Raw genomic sequence first — 19,604 nt, 5'->3', positions numbered from 1 at the left:
ATCTGCGGGCGACGGCTCTCCAGCACGGTTGAGGCGGGCAGCCTCACTACTGGCGGTGACATTGTCGGGATCGGTGGCGCCGTCGAGGGCCACATCGTGGGAGCGCTCGGCCCCATGGACGTACACGGCGACTCAAGACCTGGGCGTCGTCTTCGGCGACAGAGTCTGAGGCGCAGCGCCTCAGGAGCCGAAACAAGCCGCCGTGCTGTGATCGCTGCAGGCGAGGAGCCCTTAAGGTGCCGACCGCGACCCGGGCAACGGGTAAGCCCGCCTGCGCCGCTAGCCAGAGGTGGGCGGTCCCTCTCACTTGGTACGGCCGGAAAACACCCCTACAGTCGTGACTTCCTCGGACCTACCCGAGGAACGACAGTCGCACCTGCCTGTTGGTATTGCTGGTGTTTGTATCCACCAAACTCCGTTAAGACAACCCGCAGCATAGCCAGAGGTCTCCAGCCCCAGCCGGGTAGGCGGCTCTGTACAGAGCACGTGGGAACCGGTGGTGAGGCTGTTCCATTCGGCGACTATGCCGACCCGAACGAGCTGCCGGCGCGGCAGGGGCGGCGGCCGGCTGGCGCCCGCCGTAGGCTGCCCACCCGCTGCCCCTCGGTTCTCCAGGCCCGGCGTACGAAGGCATCGAGGTCCTCGCTACGCTCCCGCCCCCTACCCGAGCGCGATTCATGGCCCCTCGCGATCGCACAAAGAAACGATCTTCAGTCGCCAGAGGGTAGATCGGAAACGCTCAGCACAAGCGCCGCGGTGAGGATCTGCGGTGGCTTCGTCGACATCAGCTGCTGCTGGTCAAGCAGTGCGAGACGCTTTCGAAGGCGTACATCGAGCTCGACAGCCTTGCGACGGAGGCTCTCGGCGGACTCCTTGGGCTTCTCACCCCACCGTTCCTTCTCGGCGGCCGCCGCAGCATGGAGGAGCAACCGCTCGGTCTCCGAGGTCAGACGCTTAGTCACCAGTTCCCGGGTTCTGATCAACTCCGCCAGGCGACGGGGCTGGACCTCGGCCAGGTATTCGGGAAGCTGGTTGGCGATGATCCAGCTGGTTGCCTTGTCCTCGGCGTCTGCGAGCCAGGGAAGTCCGCATGCGATGTCGGTCGCCGCGCCGTTCGGCGCCGCAGCACAGTCGAGGTAGGGCGCGGGGCCGGCCGGGTGCACGGTGCCGTGGCTGTCGACGTAGGCGTAGGCGAACCGTCGGGCCACCGACTCACCGGTGGCGTCCGCGACCTCCTCGACGACCCCGACGAGGAGGTGCGGTTCCTTGAGGGTGGCCGAGACGAGGACGGTGCCCTGGTTCAGGGCGCCCCCGAAGTTCCGGATGGTTTCGTCCATGACGGCGTCGTGCAGCGGGTGGCCGGGGGCGAGCAGGTCGGTGCGGGCGCGGTCGTCAGGCTGGACGTGGCCAAGGTCGAAGGTGATGCGGTCGTACCTGGTGGCAATTGGTCCGTTGCCTGCCGATCGGACGTGCTGGGGCACGTTGGCTATCTCGTAACTCCCCCGTTCGCGCTTGACGATCCGGCCACCGAGCCGGGTGAAGGCGTCCTTGAAGTTCGATTCGATGTAGTGCGGCTGAAGACGTCGAGAGCGGGCTTCGTCCATCGTGGCGCGCAGAGCACGAAGATCGGCATCCGAGAGGTACTCCGAAGTGAGCGCACGCTCGTCCAGAAGGCCCTTGAGGCCGTCTCCGACGGTGGTGTCGATGACTTCGCGCATCCTTTCCTTGACATCGGCCTGCTCACCGTACTGGATGGCATCGAGCAGCAAGTCCCGCAGCGGGGTCTCGGCAAACGCCTCTCCCAGGACGTCGAAGACCTTCCCGCCGTACGTCTCGCGCATCTGGTCGAGCTTCTCCAGCAGACGCGTGAAGACCTCGCCCTCGCGGGTGTTGGAGGCGACGAGGTTCCAGAGCCGGCAGACCTCCTCCTGGCCGATGCGGTGGATGCGGCCGAAGCGCTGCTCGATGCGGTTGGGGTTCCAGGGCAGGTCGTAGTTGACCATCAGGTGTGCGGCCTGCAGGTTGAGTCCCTCGCCGGCGGCGTCGGTGGCCAGCAGAATCTGAACGTCGCGGTTCTTGGTGAACTCCTCGGTGATCTGCCGCCGCTCGACCCGGCGTACGCCGCCGTGAATGGCCTTGACTGCATCGGACTTGCCCAGAAGCGACCCGACCTTGTGCTGCAGATACTGGAGGGTGTCGCGGTGCTCGGTGAAGATGATGAGCTTCCGAGGCCGGCCATTGGCGTCTGTCACCAGCGCGTGGTCTCGAAGGAGGGCGGACAGCTCGGTCCACTTGCGGTCCGTGCCTGCCTCCCGGACCCGCTGCGCCGTCTTCACCAGGGCCCTCAGCTCGGTGAGCTCGACGTTGAGCTCCTCGACCGTCTGCGCCGCCGTCGCGGCATCGAGCAGTTCGTCCTCGGTCTCCTCGATCTCTTCGGCATTGAAGTCGTCATTGTCGAAGTCGGCGAGGTCGATGGTGGGCATGCTCTCGCGCCAGGTGCCGTTGAGGATCTCCTGCTTCTTGCGCTCCAGGCGCTCGGTACGCCGCACGAGGCTCTTGTAGATCGCCTCGGGACTGGAGGCCAGGCGTCGCTGCAGAACGGTAAGCGCAAAACCGACAGTGTTCTTGCGCTTTCCACCGACGCGATCAGCGCGGTTCATCCCCTCGCGGACATAGTGCGTGACGTCCTCGTAAAGGTCGTACTCGAGTTCCGTGAGCTCGTAGGGGACGGTCTCCGCGATGCGCTCGGGGAAGAGCTTCCTGCCCTCGAAGGTGAGCAGGTCTTCCTTGATCATGCGCCGCATGATCCCGCTGACGTCGGCGCTCCTCTCCTGCCTGCCCTCGAACCGGTCACGGTCCAGCAGGGTGAGGAAGAGCTGGAAGTCCTCCTCCTTGCCCGAGTGCGGGGTCGCTGTCATCAGGAGCAGGTGACGAGTGATCTCGCCAAGCATCTCGCCGAGCTGGAACCGCTTGGTCTTCTCCACCTTGCCGCCGAAGTAGTGGGCACCCATGCGGTGCGCCTCGTCAACGACGATCAGGTCCCACTCCGTCTCCTGAAGCTGCACCTTCAGGTGCTCGTTACGAGAGAGCTGGTCCATGCGGGCGATCAGAAGCGGGTTGGTCTCGAAGACGTTGAGATTGAGCTGGGAGTCGATGAGCTGGTTCGTGAGCAGGTCGAAACGGAGACCGAACTTGAAGAAGAGCTCGTCCTGCCACTGATCGACCAGGCCTCCTGGGGCCACGATGAGGCACCGCTTGACGTCATCGCGCAGCAGGAGCTCCTTGATGTAGAGCCCAGCCATGATGGTCTTTCCTGCGCCCGGATCGTCGGCGATCAGGAAGCGCAGCGGCATACGGGGCATGAGCTCGCCGTACACGGCGCGGATCTGGTGCGGGAGCGGCTGAACGTCGCTGGTCGCCACGGCAAGCATCGGGTCGAACAGGCCGGCCAGCGAGATCCGCTGAGCCTCGGCGACCAGCTTGAAGTCGCTTGCGTTCGCATCGAAGGCGCGGCTGCCGCTGCGGGCGACGCTCAGCTTGTCCTCGTCTTTTCGGAAGACGACCCGCTGGTCGAGGCCGCCCGCGGCGGTCTTGTAGGTCAGCTCGAGTGCGTTCGCACCGTGCCACTGGGCGGCGATGACCGTGACGATCTCCGCCGGTATGAGTCCCTCGATGCGCAAACCCGGCTTGAGCTCCTCGAGCAGCACGTACAGAACCTCCTGGTTGGCAGCCTGCGAACGCTACTCGGACGTTCCGGCGATTTTGCGGTCCCGTCGACTTCGTCAACCGGGGTCGCTAATCTTCGCAGAGGTCATGCGAGTCGGCGGGGGCAATGGAGCGAGAAGAACGTCAGCACCTTCGTGGTGTGGTGGAGGAAGTCAGCGGGTGGCGCAAACTCGCGGCGAGAATCGTCAAGGAACGTGAGCCCGTCGAGGCAGCGGCGGAAGATGCGGCCAGGCAGTTCTTCGGCCGAGTGACTTCTCTCGGGACCGGCGCCACCACCGCATGGCGCGTACTGCTGGTCTCGCCGTCCGATGTCGATCTGATGATCTCCCTGGCACGCCGTCACGCTCTTCCGGCGTGCACGGCGAATGCCCAGCACGGCATCCACCAGTTGACAAACGACGCCGGCCGGGCGCTGACGGCCGTCCGGCCACTGTTCGGTGCCCGCCGGATATTTTCGGGCAAGAGCCGCAAGGGCGAAGCAGGGCAAGCTGCGGCATACCTGATATCCCTCCACGAGTGGGCTGCGAGCACCCCACTCGTCAGCGAGTTGGAAAGCCTGGCAGCATGGGACGGGAAGACGCTCCCCGCAATCGGGCCCTCGACCATCCTCGATGACACGGTCGGCTTCGCCCAGCGCCTCGGCGACCGGGCCGAGCTCGTCGGGCGGCATGAACTGGACGTCGCCAAGACCGCGGTCAGCGCGATCGATCAGGCCCTGCAGCGCGAGGACCAGTTCAGAACGGCAGTCAATGCCGCCGGCAATGCCGTCCGACAGGACGAGACTCGCAAGCTGGTCGCCGAGATGCCCGTCGAGCGGCTCAAAGACGCAACCAGCGGCCAACTGCGCATCACGGCGCTCATCGATGCCGGAATCAGGAACGTGCAGCAGGTCCTCGACCAGAAATCACGGATCCGATCCCTCCCCGGAGTCGGTGAGACGACGGGCAACCGGATGGTCGGCGCCGCGCGGACCATCTGGCAGACCACGCTGGACGAGATGCCGGTCCGGATCGACATCAAGAACCGATCCCGCGCCACCACGCAGCTCCTCAAGACGATGCGTGCTTGGGACGCGGCACGCTCGATCCGCAGCGCGACAGCGGACCTCGCTGCCGCCGACGCGGTTCGGCCGCTCCTCCAAAGCCTTGATTCCAAGACCTCCCACGTGGTTGTCGTCCCCGAGGCCCGGACCGTCGCCGAGTTGCGTACCGCGCTGGCGGCCGTCGAGCACCGCGGGGCGCTACTCAAGGGCGGGGACACCGCCGCAGGGGGTGATCCCTGGGAGGATTTCATCGCCCGCCCGGCCGACTACTACGCGATGCTCGCGGAGCTCGGATTCCTGGCCGACGACGCCGAGAAGAGCCAAGGCGACCTACCGACCGAAATCGTCGAGGCGGTCAGGGAACTCAAGCTCGACACCACCCATCTGAAAGCGTCCCTGCGTGGGTACCAGGCATTCGGTGCCCGCTTCGCGATCGTGCAACGGAAGGTCATTATCGGCGACGAGATGGGGCTGGGAAAGACGGTCGAATCACTCGCCGTATTCGCCCACTTGCGCGCCAAGGGCTCCTCCCACTTCCTGGTCGTGTGCCCAGCCGCTGTCGTGACCAACTGGGTGCGCGAAGTCCAGACCAAGTCCGATCTGCGCGCGTATCGCCTGCACGGGCCCGGTCGCGACGATGCCCTGAAGTCCTGGATCCGCAACGGTGGAGTCGCGGTCACCACCTACGACATCCTCGGTTGGCTGGAAGGCCGGATCCCCGAACGCGCCCGGCCTGCATGCCTGGTGTTCGACGAAGCGCACTACATCAAGAATCCGGGCGCCCAGCGAACCCGGCGCTCCACGGCCCTGATCGAGCGCTCGGAACGGGCGATCCTCCTGACCGGCACCCCGCTAGAGAACCGGATCGAGGAATTCCGCAATCTCGTCGGCTATCTCCGGCCAGACCTGTCGATCAGTGCCTCGGAAATCGCTCCTCGCCAGTTCCGGAAGCAAGTGGCACCGGCCTACCTTCGGCGCAATCAGGAAGACGTCCTCACCGAGCTCCCGGAGCGGTTCGACGTCGACGAGTGGATGCCGATGTCCAACGCCGACGAGCAGCACTACCGAGCGGCTGTCATCGAAGGCAACTTCATGGCCATGCGCCAGGCCGCGCTACGCGCCGGCGCCAAGTCCGAGAAGATGCAGCGCCTCATCGACATCGTCCAGGAGGCAGAGGACAACGAGCGTAAGGTGCTGGTCTTCTCGTACTTCCGTGACGTCCTCGACGAAGTGGCGTCGGTCCTTCCGGGAAAGGTGTTCGGGCCCCTTACCGGCTCCGTTCCCGCCGCGCAGCGACAGAGCATGGTTGACGAGTTCTCCCAAGCCCGTCACGGGGCAGTCCTCATCGCGCAGATCGTGGCAGGCGGCGTCGGTCTGAACATTCAGTCGGCATCGGTCGTCGTGATCTGCGAGCCCCAGCTCAAGCCGACGACCGAATGGCAAGCCATCGGCCGCTCCCACAGGATGGGGCAGCTGGAGTCGGTACAAGTACACCGCCTGCTCTCCGAGGAAGGCGTCGACCAGCGCATCATTGAGATCCTGGCGCGCAAGAACCAGCTCTTCGCGGAGTTTGCCCGCGTCTCCGAAACCGCCGACAGCGCCCCGGAAGCGTTCGATATCACGGACGCTGAGCTGGCACGGGAGATCGTGGCGGCCGAGCGCGAGCGCCTACTCACGGGCAGCTGACGGACGCGAGACACGGAGCCGACTACAGTCGGCCGCTCCAGGCGCCCTCATCCCTCTGACCGCCGCCAGAGCCACACTCCTCAACTCCTACTCGGAAGGCCGCCATGAGCCCTGTCGTGCTCCAGAGAATTGGCGGCACGACCCTCGGGAACGATCTTGGTCAGCCGAGGAAGCTCAGACGAACCTGACGGTCGGTGTTGGAGATGTTCGTGTCGACCAGGCACACCGACTGCCATGTACCCAGTTCCAGCCGTCCGCCGATCACCGGCAATGTGGCGTGCGGTGCGATGAAGGCCGGCAGGACGTGGTCGCGACCGTGGCCGGGGCTGCCGTGGCGGTGCTGGTAGCGGTTGTCCGCGGGTAGCAGTGTGTGAAGGGTGGCAAGGAGGTCGTCGTCGCTGCCCGCCCCGGTTTCCAGGATGGCGATTCCGGCGGTGGCATGGGGCACGAAAATGTTGAGCAGGCCGTCCCGGCCGACGGCGGCGCGGGTGAGGAACCGTACGCAGTCGTCCGTCAGATCGGTGACCGTCTCGGCGGCACCGGTCGTGATGTGCAGAACGCTGGTGATGAAGGCATCAGGCATGCCCCCCATCTTCTCCCTCGCGACACGAGATGGCGCATCCACGTGCCGAGACAGCGTTGACCGGTTCCGGGTTACGTCGCTACGTTCGGCGACATGTCCCGTTCAGCTCTGCTCACTTCGCGCGGTCACATCGACCTGCTGCGGGTGGCTTCTGCCGTGTGTTGTCACGGCTGCTGACGTTCCTTCAGCACGTATTCCGCAGGTGACCGAGGGTTCCTCTGTCCCGCACCTGACTTGTACACCGCTCTGTTGCCGTAAGGCGCCTCGTCGGACGCCGCCGCGCCCTTCCCCTGTCGTAGCTCCCGTGCCGTAACGGGTCCGCCGTCCGGGTGCAGGGCTGTCGAGCCGTGTCTTCTCCCCGTCCGTGGACTGCTCGTGGAGCTTTCATGCCCCTTGACCATGCCCTCACCCCGCCGGCTGGATCAGAGGAAATCAATACAGCCGATTCATACCGGGAAGCCGAACTCGAGCCCGTCGTGCCGACGTCCGCCCTCGGCTCACGCGCCGGTATCCGGGGCGTGGACGAGCAACTCACAGGCACAGTACTGGTGCCCAGACGGCGGGCTGTTGCCTTCCAGGCGCCTCTACTGATGCCGTGGAAACGGGTCTGGCGCAATGTACTGCTCGGGTTGCCGGGCAAGCCCGAACGGGCGGTGGCCGAACGGGCGTTGGAAGAGGTCGGGCTCGGTGAGCGGGCCGGGGCGTGGCCCGAGAAGCTCTCCGGTGGTGAGGCGGAGCGGGCTTCGCCGGCTCGGCCCCCGGTGCGCGAACCCGATCGGCTGCTGCTCGACGAGCCGTTCGGTGCGCTCGACGCGCTGTCCGGCGGCCATCGCGTCGGAGCTGGAGATCGCCGACACGTTCGCCGATCCGAAGCACATTCCGCGCCGCTTCGCCTTCAAGGACTTCGTCGACACCAGGTTCAACCGCGATCTGCCCGCGTCCTCGGCAGCCCCCGCTCGTACGGAAAGGCCTCGTCATGACTGTTCATCTGCACTGGTTCCTGCCCACGGGCGGTGACGGCCGCACGCTCGTCGACCGGCACGCGTACACCGACGGCGGGATCGAGCGGGACCGCGACACGCCGGTGAGCGGGGTGCGGGCGCCGGACATCGAGTATCTGGCGCAGATCGCCAAGGCAGCCGAACAGCTCGGCTTCGAGGCGGTGCTGACGCCGACGGGTACGTGGTGCGAGGACGCCTGGCTGACGACGGTGGCGCTGGCGCAGCACACCGAGCGGCTGAAGTTCCTGGTGGCGTTCCGGCCGGGGGTGATCTCGCCGGTACTGGCCGCACAGATGGCCGCGACATATCAGCGGATCACCCGGGGGCGGCTGCTGCTCAATGTGGTGACGGGCGGCGACTCCACCGAGCAGCGGCGGTTCGGCGACCATCTGGATCACGACCGGCGCTATGCACGGACCGCTGAGTTCCTTTCGGTGGTGCGGGGCGCGTGGAGCGGGCAGCCGTACGACTTCGACGGTGAGCACTACCAGGTGGAGGGCGGCCTGACGGCGCTGCCGCCGGAACCGCTGCCGGAGATCTTCTTCGGCGGATCATCGGCGGCAGCCGGGCCCGTGGCCGCCGCGCACGCCGATGTCTATCTGACCTGGGGCGAGCCGCCGGCCGCCGTGAAGGAGAAGATCGACTGGATCCGCGGGCTCGCGGAGGAACAGGGCCGTACGGTCCGGTTCGGGATACGGCTGCACACCATCTCGCGCGACTCGGCGAAGGATGCGTGGGCGACCGCGGACCGGCTGCTGGGCGATCTCGATCCCGAGACGATCGCCGCGGCGCAGCAGGCACTGGGGCGGAGCGAGTCGGTGGGGCAGCAGCGGATGCTGGCCCTGCACGGCGGCTCGCGCGACCGGCTGGAGATCGCGCCCAACCTGTGGGCGGGCGTCGGTCTGGTGCGGGGCGGCGCGGGCACGGCGCTGGTCGGCAGCCATGCGGATGTCGCGGACCGGATCGAGGAGTATCACGGGCTGGGCGTGGACCACTTCGTGCTCTCCGGCTACCCGCATCTGGAGGAGGCGTACTGGTTCGGCGAGGGTGTGACACCGGAGCTGGCGGCGCGCGGTCTGCTGTCGACCGTTCCGGCATCGCCGCTGCTGGGGGTTCCTGCCGCGAACGGCCGCCCGGCGTCCGCTCCGGGCGGGGCGCCGCTGCTGATCGCCGGGGGCCGCTGACCGGGAAGATCCCTGAGCCCGAAGTCGTTGGTAGAAGCGTGAACAACTTTGGGGTCGTGGCAGCACGCGAAGTGGACGTGGTCGTCATCGGCGCCGGACAGGCTGGTCTGTCCGGCGCCTATCATCTGCGCCGCGCAGGTCTGGAGCCCGACCGCGACTTCGTCGTGCTCGACCACGCGCCCCGTCCGGGCGGCGCCTGGCAGTTCCGGTGGCCCTCACTGACGTACGGCAAGGTCCACGGCATGCATGCGCTGCCCGGCATGGAACTGTCCGGCGCCGACGACAGCCGCCCGTCGTCCGAAGTGATCGGCGCGTACTTCGACACGTACGAGCACACCTTCGACCTGAGGGTCCACCGGCCCGTGGACGTGAGTGCGGTGCGCGATGGCGACGGCGGGAGGTTGCTCGTCGAGACCTCCGAGGGTGCGTATGCCACGCGCGCCCTGATCAACGCCACCGGCACCTGGGACCGGCCGTTCTGGCCGCGCTACCCGGGCCAGGAGACCTTCCGGGGGCGTCAGCTGCACACCGCGAACTATCCGGGTCCCCAGGAGTTCGCCGGACAGCGAGTGGTCGTGGTCGGTGGCGGCGCCTCCGGCACGCAGCATCTGATCGAACTCGCCGAGGTCGCGGCGGACACCTTCTGGGTGACGCGTCGGCCTCCGGTCTTCCGGGAGGGGCCGTTCGGCGAGGACCAGGGGCGGGCCGCCGTCGCCATGGTGGAGGAGCGCGTACGGCGGGGGCTGCCGCCGCAGAGCGTGGTGAGCGTGACCGGGCTGCCGGTCACCGACGCCGTGCGGCGGGCCCGGGAGGAGGGGGTACTCGACAGGCTGCCGATGTTCGACCGGATCACTCCGACCGGGGTGGCCTGGGACGACGGGCGGACGGTGGACGCCGATGTGATCCTCTGGGCGACCGGGTTCCGCGCCGCCATCGACCATCTTGCGCCGTTGCGGCTGCGCGAGCCCGGCGGCGGCATCCAGGTCGAAGGCACGCAGGCCGTACGGGATCCGCGGATCCATCTGGTCGGGTACGGGCCGTCGGCGAGCACCATCGGCGCCAATCGGGCGGGGCGGGCGGCGGTGCGTGCCATCAGGCAGCTGCTGAAGGCCGATGAGGACGACGCCGTCGACCGCGGGGGCGAGCACACTGCCGCTCTGGTGTGACTTCGCCCTTCAACTGCCGCTCGCGGCCTGCCGGTTGCGGTTGAACTCCTCGACGTTCTTCTGCTGCTCGGCATAGCTGTCGGTGAACCGGGTGTCCCCGGGTGCGACCGTCACGAAGTACAGCCAGGGGCCCGGCGTCGGCGTGATCGCCGCTTCCATCGCCTGCTCCCCCGGGTTGCCGATGGGGGTGGGCGGCAGCCCTTTGCGCTCGTAGCTGTTGTACGGGCTGTCGATCCTGGTGTCGCCGATGGTGGTGTCCAAGGTGCTGCGGTTCAGTGCGTAGTTGAGCGTCGAGTCCATCTGGAGCGGCATGTCCCTGGCCAGCCGGTTGTAGATGACGCGGGCGACCTTGGCCATGTCGTCCGTGGTGTCCGCCTCGGCCTGCACCATGCTGGCGATCGTCACGGTCCGGTGGACGGAGACGTTGTTGCGACGGGCCCCTGCGGCGATGTGGTCCCCACCGAATCGCCGCCCTGCCGTGTCGACCATGTAGGTCAGCAGGCCTGCCGGGGTGGCGCCGGAGGCGAGCGGGTACGTCGCCGGGAAGAGGTAGCCCTCGGGGTTGCCCTTCGCCTCGGGCGGCAGTGCGAGCTCCGCCGCTCCGACGGCCTTCTCTGCCGTGCCGGGTGCCACATCGAGCGCCTTGTCGACTGCCGCGTACACCTGGGAGGCCCGCCATCCTTCCGGGATGACGAGAGTGCGCTCCGGGCCGACTTTCGCTTCCCTGGTCAGCAGCGGCACGAGGACGGCTGCGGCGACACCGAGGACGAGGACGATGCCGAGGAACAGCACAAGGCGGCCGCGACGGGTGGGGCGAAGTCTGCGGTGGGGACGGGTGGTCGAGGACTCGTTCGCCATGCGGGCACGCTATCCCGGGCCGTAGGCGGCTCGGACGGACGACACGGCTCCACACCGCGAGGACAGAACACGCGAACAGGGGATCGGATGTTCGCTGGAACGCGTGATCGTTTGGCCGATCGTTGCTCAACTCACCTGCGACAGCTGACGATTACAGGGCGCAAGCAACGGGCTGCAGACCGCGACTGCGCTGTCCCAGAGATGCACCATGTACGAGGAGAAATACCTGATGAACGTCCTGACCAACCTGCTTGCCGGCCTCGTCCACTTCGCGGGTTGGCTCGCCTGACCTCTGCTCCGCCCCGGCGCCGTCGCTCCCCGTCCCACGGGGGCGGCGGCGCCGTCGCGTGTGCGGTCTCAGCCTCGGCTCCCCGGCCCGGTGAACTCGGGGAGGGCGGCGAACTCGGGTACCACGGTGACCGCCTCCGCGAGCACGGCGAGGGTACGGCGGACCCGGGTCAGGGGATGGTCGGGGAACTCGGCGTCCCACCGCTCGTGGTCCGCCGCGTGGAACGGCAGCCCGCCCTGGACGTCAGGAGCGTAGGGGTGGGGCCGGAAGTAGTGTTCATGGCCCACCTTCGCCAGCACCACCGCTTCCCGCATCCCTGTCATGCCATGCTCGGCCGCCTGGACCTTCACCACCGTGCTGCACCCGGCACGCGGCACGGTGAAGCTTCCGATGAACGCCTGTCCGTGCTGCTGCCCCGGCAGAGGCAGCTTGAGTATCTGACGCAGTGCGGGCAGCTCGCCCAGACGCTTCACCGACGCCTCGATCAGGCCGCCGCCCGCCTGCGCGGTGTAGTGGGTGAGCGACTCCCGCAGCATGGGGCCGTCGTCGAGACCCGCCGGCAGGTCCGGCGGCAGTCCGAAGAAATGCACCGACAGCACATCGCCGTCGTCGTTCCCCCATGTGTCGTGGTCCATGGGCCGGAATCCGGGGAGTTCCACCCCGAGCAGAGCTCTCATAGGCGGCGATCATGCCGTACGGAGAACCGGCCCCACACCCCCGGTGCTCACTTCTCCGCGCCCCGATCAGCTTGTCACGGGGTCGAGTTGGGTGTCCCGGCGGACAAGCGCGGCATAGCGGCCGTCCTGCTGGAGCAGCTCCTCGTGGCTGCCGCGCTCGGCGGTCCGGCCACCGTCGAGGACGACGATCTGGTCCGCGTCGCGAACGGTGGAGAGGCGATGAGCGATGGTGATCGTGGTGCGCCCGGCAGACAGTGCGTCGATCGCCTCCTGTACGGCGAATTCGGTACGGGTGTCGAGGGCGCTGGTCGCCTCGTCGAGGATCAGGACGGGCGGGTCGCGCAGGATGGTGCGGGCGATGGCCAGTCGCTGTTTCTCGCCGCCGGAGAAGCGGTAGCCGCGCTCGCCGACCAGCGTGTCGTAGCCGTCGGGCAGCGAGGCGATGTGGTCGTGGATCTGTGCCGCGCGGGCGGCCGCCTCGATCTCGGCGTCCGTCGCGTCCGGCTTGGCGAAGCGCAGGTTCTCGGCGACGGAGGCATGGAAGAGGTACGTCTCCTGGGAGACCACACCGACGGCCCGGGCGAGCGTGTCGAAGTCCAGTTCGCGTACGTCGACGCCGTCGAGCGTGACCCGGCCCCCGGTGACGTCGTACAGCCGTGGCACCAGGTAGCTGAGCGTGGACTTGCCGGAACCGGTCGGTCCGACAACGGCGAGGCTGCCTCCGGCCGGCACGGTGACATCGACGCCGCTGAGGGTCGGACCGCTCTTCTCGTCGTAACTGAAGTCCACGTCCTCGAAGCGGATCTCGCCGCGGACCTTCTCCAGCCGGACGGGCTCCTCGGACTCGGTGATGTCCACCTTGAGGTCGAGGTACTCGAAGATCCGCTGGAAGAGTGCGAGGGACGTCTGCATCTGCACCCCGGTGGAGAGCAGGCTCACGGCAGGCCGGAAGAGACCCTGCTGGAGCGAGACGAAGGCGACGAGCGTGCCGATGGAGACAGCGGGTCCCCCGGACTGCAGGGCGAGTCCCGCGGCCCAGTAGATGACGGCGGGCATGGCGGCCATGACGATGCCGATCGTCGACATCCGCCACCGCCCGGCCATGCTGGAGCGCACTTCGAGGTCGACCAGGCGCTCGGACTCGTCGGCGAAGCCCCGGGTGAGGGAGTCCGCGCGGCCCATCGTCCGGCCGAGCAGGATGCCGCTCACGGAGAGGGACTCGGTGACCGTGGCCGCCATGGCAGCCATCTGCTTCTGGCGCTGGGTGGTGATCTTCTTGCGCTCGCGGCCGACCCGGCGGCTGATCCAGACGAAGACCGGCAGCAGGAGGAGCGAGACGAGAGTGAGCCGCCAGTCGAGCGCCAGCATGGCGACGACGGTGGCGATGACCGCCGTGAGGTTGGAAACCAGCGAGGTGGCGGTGGAGGTGACGGTGGCCTGCATGCCGCCGATGTCATTGGCGATACGGGACTGCACCTCGCCGGTACGGGTCTTCGTGAAGAAGGCGAGCGGCATCCGCTGCAGCTGGGCGTAGACCGATGTGCGCAGGTCATGCATGACCCGCTGGCCGACGGTGGTGGATATCAGGGTCTGCAGGACGCCGAAGACGCTGTTCATCACGGCGGTGAGAATCATGCCGAGGGCGAGCAGCGAGAGCAGTCCCGTCCGCCCCTGGGGAATGGCCGTGTCGAGGATCTCGCGGAGCAGGAACGGCGAGGCGACCGACACCAGCGACGAGGCGCCGACGAGCAGTCCGACCAGCGCGAGCCGACCGCGGTACGGATGGAAGAGGCGGAGGATGCGGCGCAGCTCGGCGGGCGGCCGCGCACCGTCCCCGGGCGGGGGTGTCCACGTGGGTTCGTCGGGTTTCATGGGCTCCTTCGGCAGACGTGACGGAGGGAGACTGCCGCATGCGGCAGTCCGACCTTTGCGAGCATAGCTCATTGTTACCTATACTCACAATGAACGTCGTCCTGATATTGTTCCCCCATGGACTCCCCCGACTCCGACGGCCTGCTGGCCGAGCAACTGCTGCGGCTCACCCGTCGGCTCCAGCGCATCCAGAGCCGCCAGCTGGAGCCGATCGGCATCACGCCGGCCCAGTTCCGGCTGCTGCGCACGGTCGCCCACTACGACGGGCCGCCCCGGATGGCGGATCTCGCACAGCGCCTGGATGTCGTGCCGCGTGCCGTGACCAGCCTGGTCGACGCGTTGGAGGCGAGCGGCCGGGTGCGCCGCGCCCCGGATCCGGACAGCCGCCGGGTGGTCCGGATCGAGATCACCGACGAGGGCCGTGCCACGCTGCGCTCGCTGCGCGACGCGCGCAGGGCGGCCGCCGAGGAGATCCTGGCTCCATTGACCGCCGATCAGCGCGAGGTGCTGGGCGGGCTGCTGTCCGCTCTGGTCGCGGGAATGCCGGAGCGTCGCTGCTGAGGCTCCCCCTTCGGATGTACCGGGTGCCGGGGTGAGTCGGCGCAACCCCGTGCCGGGCCTGTACGCAAGCCGGCCTCGAGGCCTTGCACCGATCGTGAGCGGTGGGAATCCTCGCTGGTAGAAAGGTGGGAGGACCGCACCGACCCACCGAGGGGACCATCGCCATGCCGCTGTTGGAGCCGAAGCCGGAAGCCCTTCGCCCGGGTGCGGCACGCACCCCGTCCCCCGACCGGGTCCCCGACGTGCGGGCCACGGGCACACCCGAGCCGCTGCGCGGTGAACTGACCGCGCTGCTCGGGCCGGAGAAGGTGTTGTGGACCGTCTCCGACCTGGTGAAATACGCCTCCGACGCCAGCCCCTACCGGTTCGTCCCGCAGGTCGTCGTCGTCCCGGAGAACATCGACGACATCTCGGCGATCCTGTCGTACGCGCACGGCAAGGGCCGCGAAGTCGTCTTCCGGGCCGCGGGCACCAGCCTGAACGGCCAGGCGCAGGGCGAGGACATTCTTGTCGACGTCCGCCACCACTGGGCGGGCATCGAGGTGCTGGACGACGGTACGCGGGCCCGGATCCGCCCCGGGACCACGGTCATGCGCGCCAATGCCACCCTCGCCCGGTTCGGAAGGCTGCTGGGCCCCGACCCGGCCAGCGCCATCGCGTGCACGATCGGCGGGGTCGTCGCCAACAACGCCTCCGGAATGACCGCGGGCACCACCCGCAATTCGTACCGCACCGTCGCCTCGCTCACCTTCGTGCTGCCGAGCGGCACGGTCGTCGACACGGCCGATCCGGCGGCGGACGAACTGCTCGCCCACGCCGAACCACAGCTGTGCGAGGGGCTGCTCGCCCTGAAGGCGGAGATCGAGGCGGACGCGGAACTGACCGCCCGGATCCGCGCCAAGTACGAGATCAAGAACACCAACGGCTACCGGCTCGACGCGTTCCTGGACGGCTCGACCCCCGTGCAGATCCTGCGCGGACTGATGGTCGGCTCGGAGGGCACCTTCGGTTTCATCTCCGAGGTCGTCTTCGACACGCTGCCGCTGGACCGGAAGGTCTCCAGCGCCCTGCTCTTCTTCCCCTCGCTGACCGCCGCCGCCGCTGCCGTGCCCCGTTTCAACGAGGCGGGGGCGATCGCCGTCGAGCTGATGGACGGCAACACGCTGCGGGCGTCGGTGAGCGTCCAGGGCGTGCCCGCGGACTGGGCCGAGCTGCCGAAGGAGACCGCGGCGCTGCTGGTGGAGTTCCGGGCTCCGGACGAGCCGGGACAGGAGGCGTACGAGCGGGCGGCGGCCGCGGTCGTCGAGGGACTGGACCTTGTCGCGCCGGTCGCCTCGGTGACCAATGAGTTCACCCGCGAGGCCAGGGTCATCTCGGGTTACTGGAAGGCCCGGAAGGCGTTCGTCACCGCGGTCGGCGGCTCCCGCCCGTCCGGTACGACTCTGATCACGGAGGACTTCGCGGTCCCGCCGTCGCTGCTCGCCGACGCCTGCGAAGCCCTCCTCCGGCTCCAGGCGGAGCACGGTTTCGACGCCGCCGTCGCGGGCCATGCCGCGCACGGCAATCTGCACTTCCTGCTCGCGTTCGACGCGGCGAAGCCGTCCGATGTCGACCGGTACGCCGCGTTCATGGACGACTTCTGCCGGCTGACGGTGGAGCGCTTCGACGGCTCGCTCAAGGCGGAGCACGCCACCGGTCGCAATATCGCGCCCTTCCTGGAGCTGGAGTGGGGCCCGAAGGCGACCGAGCTGATGTGGCGTACGAAGCAGGTCATCGACCCCGACGGGGTGCTCGCGCCGCGGATCGTCCTCGACCGCGACCCGAAGGCCCATCTGCGCGGGCTGAAGACCATTCCCGAGGTCGAGCTGATCGCCGACCCGTGCATCGAGTGCGGGTTCTGCGAACCGACCTGTCCCAGTCACGGCCTCACCACCAGCCCGCGTCAACGGATCGTGCTGCGACGGGAGATGATGCGCCAGCCCGGCGGTTCGCCGGTGGAGACCGGGCTCCTCGACGCGTACGGGTACGAGGCCGTCGACACCTGCGCCGGTGACTCCACCTGCAAACTCGCCTGCCCGGTCGGCATCGACACCGGCGCCATGATGAAGGACTTCCGCCACCAGCGGCACTCACCGCGCGAGGAACGGATCGCGGCACTCACCGCGAGGAACTTCAAGGCGGTGGAGGCCTCGGCGCGGCTCGCGGTCGCGGCGGCCGACACCATCGGCGACCGGCTGCTGGAAACCGTCACGGGGCTCGCCCGCAAGGCCGTACGCCCCGATCTGGTGCCCGAGTGGCTCCCCGAGATCCCCGGCGCGGCGCCCCGCAAGCTGCCCCGCACCTCGCGGGTCGGGGCGAGCGCCGTCTACTATCCGGCGTGCGTGAACCGGATCTTCGGCGGTCCGGAAGGCCACCGTGGCCCGTCGCTGCCGCAGGCCGTCGTCGCCGTCTCGGCCCGTACCGGAAAGCCGGTGTGGATCCCGGAGGACGTCGCGGGGACCTGCTGCTCGACGATCTGGCACTCCAAGGGCTACGACGAGGGCAACGTCGTGATGGCCAACCGCATCGTGGAGGCCGCCTGGGGCTGGACAGCCGGTGGAAAGCTGCCCCTGGTCGTCGACGCCTCGTCGTGCACGCTGGGCATCGCCCATGAGGTCGTGCCCTATCTCACCGAGGACAACCGGGAGTTGCACCGGGAGCTGACGGTCGTCGACTCCCTCGTCTGGGCGGCCGACGAGCTGCTGCCGAAACTGACGATCCTGCGGAAGACCGGCTCGGCGGTGCTTCACCCGACGTGCTCCATGCAGCATCTCGGCGACGTGGAGCAGTTGCGTACAGTCGCCGAGGCGTGTGCGGAGGAGGTCGTCGTACCGGACGACGCCGGGTGCTGCGCGTTCGCGGGCGACCGCGGAATGCTGCACAAGGAACTGACCGCGTCGGCCACGGCGAAGGAGGCGGCCGAGGTCAACTCCCGTGAGTACGACGCCTATCTGTCCGCGAACCGGATGTGCGAGATCGGCATGGACCGGGCCACGGGGCGCGCGTACCACTCCGTCCTGATGGAACTGGAGCGGGCGACGCGCCCCTGACCCGTCTCTCGCACGACCGCGTACGCAACCGACCTCCGGGACCGGCCGCATCCGCCGGGCCGCCCGGCGGTCGGCGTTCTCCTGCACACCCGTGGGCCTCGCACGAAAGTCCATGGATTCGGTTTCGAGAGTCCAACCCCTCCCCTTGCGTATCAGCAGTCTCAACTATGAAGGTCGTGACCGAGGTTCAGTGCAACAGCCGCGCACGTCAGACCCCCCTCCTGGAGGATCGATGAACGACGCAGCACAGCAGAACCACGGTACGGAGGACGGTGACGACGACTCGATGAGCCGTCGTTCGGTCCTGTGGACGACCGCCGCCGGCGTGGCCGGTGCCGGGCTCGGACTGGGCGGTCTCGGCAGCGGCACCGCATCCGCCGCCACCCCCCTCGGCTCCGATTCCGCCGCCGGTGCACAGGCGCAGACGGCCTCGCCGCAGCGCCAGGGCGCCACCATGGTGGGAGTGCCGTTCGAAGGGCGTTCCACCATCCGGGTCGGCCTGGTCGGCCTCGGCAACCGCGGCGGCAGCATGATCGATCTCTATCTCGCCGTCCCCGGAGTGCAGGTCGTCGCCGTGTGCGACCCGGTCAAGGAGAAAGCCCAGCGGGCCGCCGCGAAGGTGACCGCCGCCGGTCAGCCGGCTCCCGCCGTCTACACCAACGGCGAGGACGACTACGAGAATCTCTGCAAGCGTGGGGACATCGACTTCGTCTATGTGGCGACTCCCTGGGACTTGCACTTCGAGATGGCCAAGACCGCCATGCTCCACGGCAAGCATGTCGGGGTGGAGTGTCCGATCGCTCTCCAGCTCGATCAGCTCTGGGAGCTGGTCAATCTCTCCGAGCGCACCAGACGGCACTGCATGCAGTTGGAGAACTGCTGCTACGGGCGGAACGAGATGCGGGTGCTCCGCATGGCGCACGCCGGTCTCTTCGGCGACCTGCTGCACGGCGCGGGCGCGTACAACCACGATCTGCGCGGCCTGATGTTCGATCCGGACTACTACGAGGGTCCATGGCGCCGGCTGTGGCACACCCGGCTGCGCGGCGACCTCTACCCCAACCACGGGTTCGGTCCGGTCGCCAACTACATGGATCTCAACCGCGGGGACCGTGCGGTGAGCATCACCAGCGTCGGTTCGCCGTCCCTGGGGCTCGCCGAGTACCGGAAGAAGCACATGCCGGCAGGTGACCCGAGCTGGAAGGAGACCTATATCGAGAGCGACCGCACGATCAGTCTCGTCCAGACCGCCAAGGGACGGGTGATCCGGCTGGAGCACGACGTGTCCACACCGCATCCGTACTCGCGGATCAACAGTCTCGGCGGCACGAAGGGGCTCTTCGAGGACTATCCGGCCCGCATCTATATCGAGCCCGACCACACCAACGACGCCTGGGGCGACTTCGGCGCGTACGCCGAATGGGACCACTGGCTGTGGAAGGAACACGCCAACCCGCCCGGCGGGCACGGCGGAATGGACTACATGCTGGTGTTCCGGCTGATGCAGTGCATGCGTCTGGGGCTCGTTCCCGACTTCGATGTGTACGACGCGGCGACCTGGACATCCCCGGTACCGCTCAGCCACCTCTCCATCAAGGCGAAGGGCGCGCCGCAGCAGATCCCGGACTTCACCCGCGGTGAGTGGAAGAACGCCCGCCCCGGCATGGACTCGGCGAAGCCCGCGAAGGCCTGACGACCGGCGCGACGCTGCGGGGCCCGGCCTGTGCGGCCGGGCCCCGCAGTGCGACCTCCCACGGCCCGCTCGGTGACCTTGGCGCGAAATACGCATTCCGTGGAGAAAACCCTTTGCTTCGACCGGGGCCCCCGGGTGAACCTTGCACGGTTTGAGTCAGTCACCGAACAAGAACCG

13 protein-coding genes and 2 pseudogenes are annotated in these 19,604 nt (G+C 68.1%); 9 read left to right on the top strand and 6 right to left on the bottom strand.

Annotated elements, in window-relative coordinates; genetic code table 11:
• Positions 1-710 precede the first annotated feature (710 nt).
• Positions 711-3,707, bottom strand: a complete 2,997-nt coding sequence (locus ACFU8W_RS28460; RefSeq protein ID WP_384042866.1) for a DEAD/DEAH box helicase — start codon at positions 3,705-3,707, stop codon at positions 711-713.
• A gap of 104 nt (positions 3,708-3,811) precedes the next feature.
• Positions 3,812-4,567, bottom strand: a complete 756-nt coding sequence (locus ACFU8W_RS28455) for a hypothetical protein (protein WP_384042863.1) — start codon at positions 4,565-4,567, stop codon at positions 3,812-3,814.
• On the opposite strand from ACFU8W_RS28455, the gene ACFU8W_RS28450 reads away from it, so the two are divergent.
• Positions 4,529-6,454, top strand: a complete 1,926-nt coding sequence (locus ACFU8W_RS28450) for a DEAD/DEAH box helicase (protein ID WP_384042860.1) — start codon at positions 4,529-4,531, stop codon at positions 6,452-6,454. The two genes, ACFU8W_RS28455 and ACFU8W_RS28450, sit on opposite strands and share 39 nt — an antisense overlap.
• A gap of 160 nt (positions 6,455-6,614) precedes the next feature.
• Here the strand turns inward: ACFU8W_RS28450 and ACFU8W_RS28445 are convergent, their stop codons facing one another.
• On the bottom strand, positions 6,615-7,037 hold the full coding sequence (locus ACFU8W_RS28445; RefSeq protein ID WP_384042857.1) for a secondary thiamine-phosphate synthase enzyme YjbQ: 423 nt from the start codon (positions 7,035-7,037) through the stop codon (positions 6,615-6,617).
• 93 nt (positions 7,038-7,130) lie between these two features.
• Here ACFU8W_RS28445 and ACFU8W_RS28440 point away from each other — a divergent pair, with 93 nt between their 5' ends.
• From ACFU8W_RS28440 to ACFU8W_RS28420, 5 genes and pseudogenes are all read left to right on the top strand, one after another.
• Positions 7,131-7,214, top strand: coding sequence for a putative leader peptide (locus tag ACFU8W_RS28440; protein WP_345511934.1), 84 nt, complete (start codon positions 7,131-7,133; stop codon positions 7,212-7,214).
• A gap of 209 nt (positions 7,215-7,423) precedes the next feature.
• A pseudogene (locus ACFU8W_RS28435) lies at positions 7,424-7,858 on the top strand (ATP-binding cassette domain-containing protein); the annotation flags it as partial.
• 1 nt (position 7,859) lies between these two features.
• Positions 7,860-8,017, top strand: a pseudogene (locus ACFU8W_RS28430) (ABC transporter substrate-binding protein); the annotation flags it as partial.
• Entirely contained in the window at positions 8,014-9,222 is a 1,209-nt protein-coding gene (locus ACFU8W_RS28425; protein WP_384042988.1) for an LLM class flavin-dependent oxidoreductase, read from the top strand. The pseudogene ACFU8W_RS28430 and the gene ACFU8W_RS28425, both read left to right, overlap by 4 nt.
• Positions 9,223-9,260: 38 nt before the next feature.
• A complete protein-coding gene (locus ACFU8W_RS28420; RefSeq protein ID WP_384042854.1) occupies positions 9,261-10,388 on the top strand; it encodes an NAD(P)-binding domain-containing protein in 1,128 nt (375 codons plus the stop codon).
• A 9-nt stretch (positions 10,389-10,397) separates the two neighbouring features.
• Here the strand turns inward: ACFU8W_RS28420 and mltG are convergent, their stop codons facing one another.
• The 3 genes from mltG to ACFU8W_RS28405 all read right to left on the bottom strand — a co-directional run bounded on the left by mltG (position 10,398) and on the right by ACFU8W_RS28405 (position 14,084).
• Positions 10,398-11,246 carry an endolytic transglycosylase MltG gene (gene mltG / locus ACFU8W_RS28415; protein WP_384042851.1) on the bottom strand — a complete coding sequence of 283 codons (849 nt, stop codon included), beginning with the start codon at positions 11,244-11,246 and terminating at the stop codon, positions 10,398-10,400.
• 357 nt (positions 11,247-11,603) lie between these two features.
• Complete coding sequence (locus ACFU8W_RS28410) at positions 11,604-12,212, bottom strand: hypothetical protein (RefSeq protein ID WP_345511689.1); 609 nt, start codon at positions 12,210-12,212, stop codon at positions 11,604-11,606.
• A 66-nt stretch (positions 12,213-12,278) separates the two neighbouring features.
• The gene (locus ACFU8W_RS28405; RefSeq protein WP_384042844.1) at positions 12,279-14,084 is read right to left on the bottom strand and encodes an ABC transporter ATP-binding protein; all 1,806 of its coding nucleotides are present in this window, start codon (positions 14,082-14,084) and stop codon (positions 12,279-12,281) included.
• A 117-nt stretch (positions 14,085-14,201) separates the two neighbouring features.
• Here ACFU8W_RS28405 and ACFU8W_RS28400 point away from each other — a divergent pair, with 117 nt between their 5' ends.
• The 3 genes from ACFU8W_RS28400 to ACFU8W_RS28390 all read left to right on the top strand — a co-directional run bounded on the left by ACFU8W_RS28400 (position 14,202) and on the right by ACFU8W_RS28390 (position 19,427).
• On the top strand, positions 14,202-14,645 hold the full coding sequence (locus tag ACFU8W_RS28400) for a MarR family transcriptional regulator (protein WP_327247728.1): 444 nt from the start codon (positions 14,202-14,204) through the stop codon (positions 14,643-14,645).
• A gap of 164 nt (positions 14,646-14,809) precedes the next feature.
• Positions 14,810-17,734, top strand: a complete 2,925-nt coding sequence (locus tag ACFU8W_RS28395) for an FAD-binding and (Fe-S)-binding domain-containing protein (protein ID WP_384042840.1) — start codon at positions 14,810-14,812, stop codon at positions 17,732-17,734.
• Positions 17,735-17,966: 232 nt separating this feature from the next.
• Complete coding sequence (locus ACFU8W_RS28390; protein ID WP_384042837.1) at positions 17,967-19,427, top strand: Gfo/Idh/MocA family protein; 1,461 nt, start codon at positions 17,967-17,969, stop codon at positions 19,425-19,427.
• Positions 19,428-19,604: the final 177 nt, after the last annotated feature.

This window comes from Streptomyces sp. NPDC057565, from assembly GCF_042801455.1.
Taxonomy (GTDB): domain Bacteria; phylum Actinomycetota; class Actinomycetes; order Streptomycetales; family Streptomycetaceae; genus Streptomyces; species Streptomyces yanii.
The sequence above is the reverse complement of the archived record's forward strand: the minus strand, read 5'-3'. Positions and strand labels throughout refer to the sequence as shown.

Bases quoted from the DNA above. Each gene is read 5' to 3' on its own strand.
- mltG (WP_384042851.1), bottom strand. From the start codon at position 11,246: ATGGCGAACGAGTCCTCGACCACCCGTCCCCACCGCAGACTTCGCCCC.
- ACFU8W_RS28390 (WP_384042837.1), top strand. From the start codon at position 17,967: ATGAACGACGCAGCACAGCAGAACCACGGTACGGAGGACGGTGACGAC.
- ACFU8W_RS28410 (WP_345511689.1), bottom strand. From the start codon at position 12,212: ATGAGAGCTCTGCTCGGGGTGGAACTCCCCGGATTCCGGCCCATGGAC.
- ACFU8W_RS28405 (WP_384042844.1), bottom strand. From the start codon at position 14,084: ATGAAACCCGACGAACCCACGTGGACACCCCCGCCCGGGGACGGTGCG.
- ACFU8W_RS28395 (WP_384042840.1), top strand. From the start codon at position 14,810: ATGCCGCTGTTGGAGCCGAAGCCGGAAGCCCTTCGCCCGGGTGCGGCA.
- ACFU8W_RS28400 (WP_327247728.1), top strand. From the start codon at position 14,202: ATGGACTCCCCCGACTCCGACGGCCTGCTGGCCGAGCAACTGCTGCGG.
- ACFU8W_RS28440 (WP_345511934.1), top strand. From the start codon at position 7,131: ATGTCCCGTTCAGCTCTGCTCACTTCGCGCGGTCACATCGACCTGCTG.
- ACFU8W_RS28445 (WP_384042857.1), bottom strand. From the start codon at position 7,037: ATGCCTGATGCCTTCATCACCAGCGTTCTGCACATCACGACCGGTGCC.
- ACFU8W_RS28425 (WP_384042988.1), top strand. From the start codon at position 8,014: ATGACTGTTCATCTGCACTGGTTCCTGCCCACGGGCGGTGACGGCCGC.
- ACFU8W_RS28450 (WP_384042860.1), top strand. From the start codon at position 4,529: ATGCCCGTCGAGCGGCTCAAAGACGCAACCAGCGGCCAACTGCGCATC.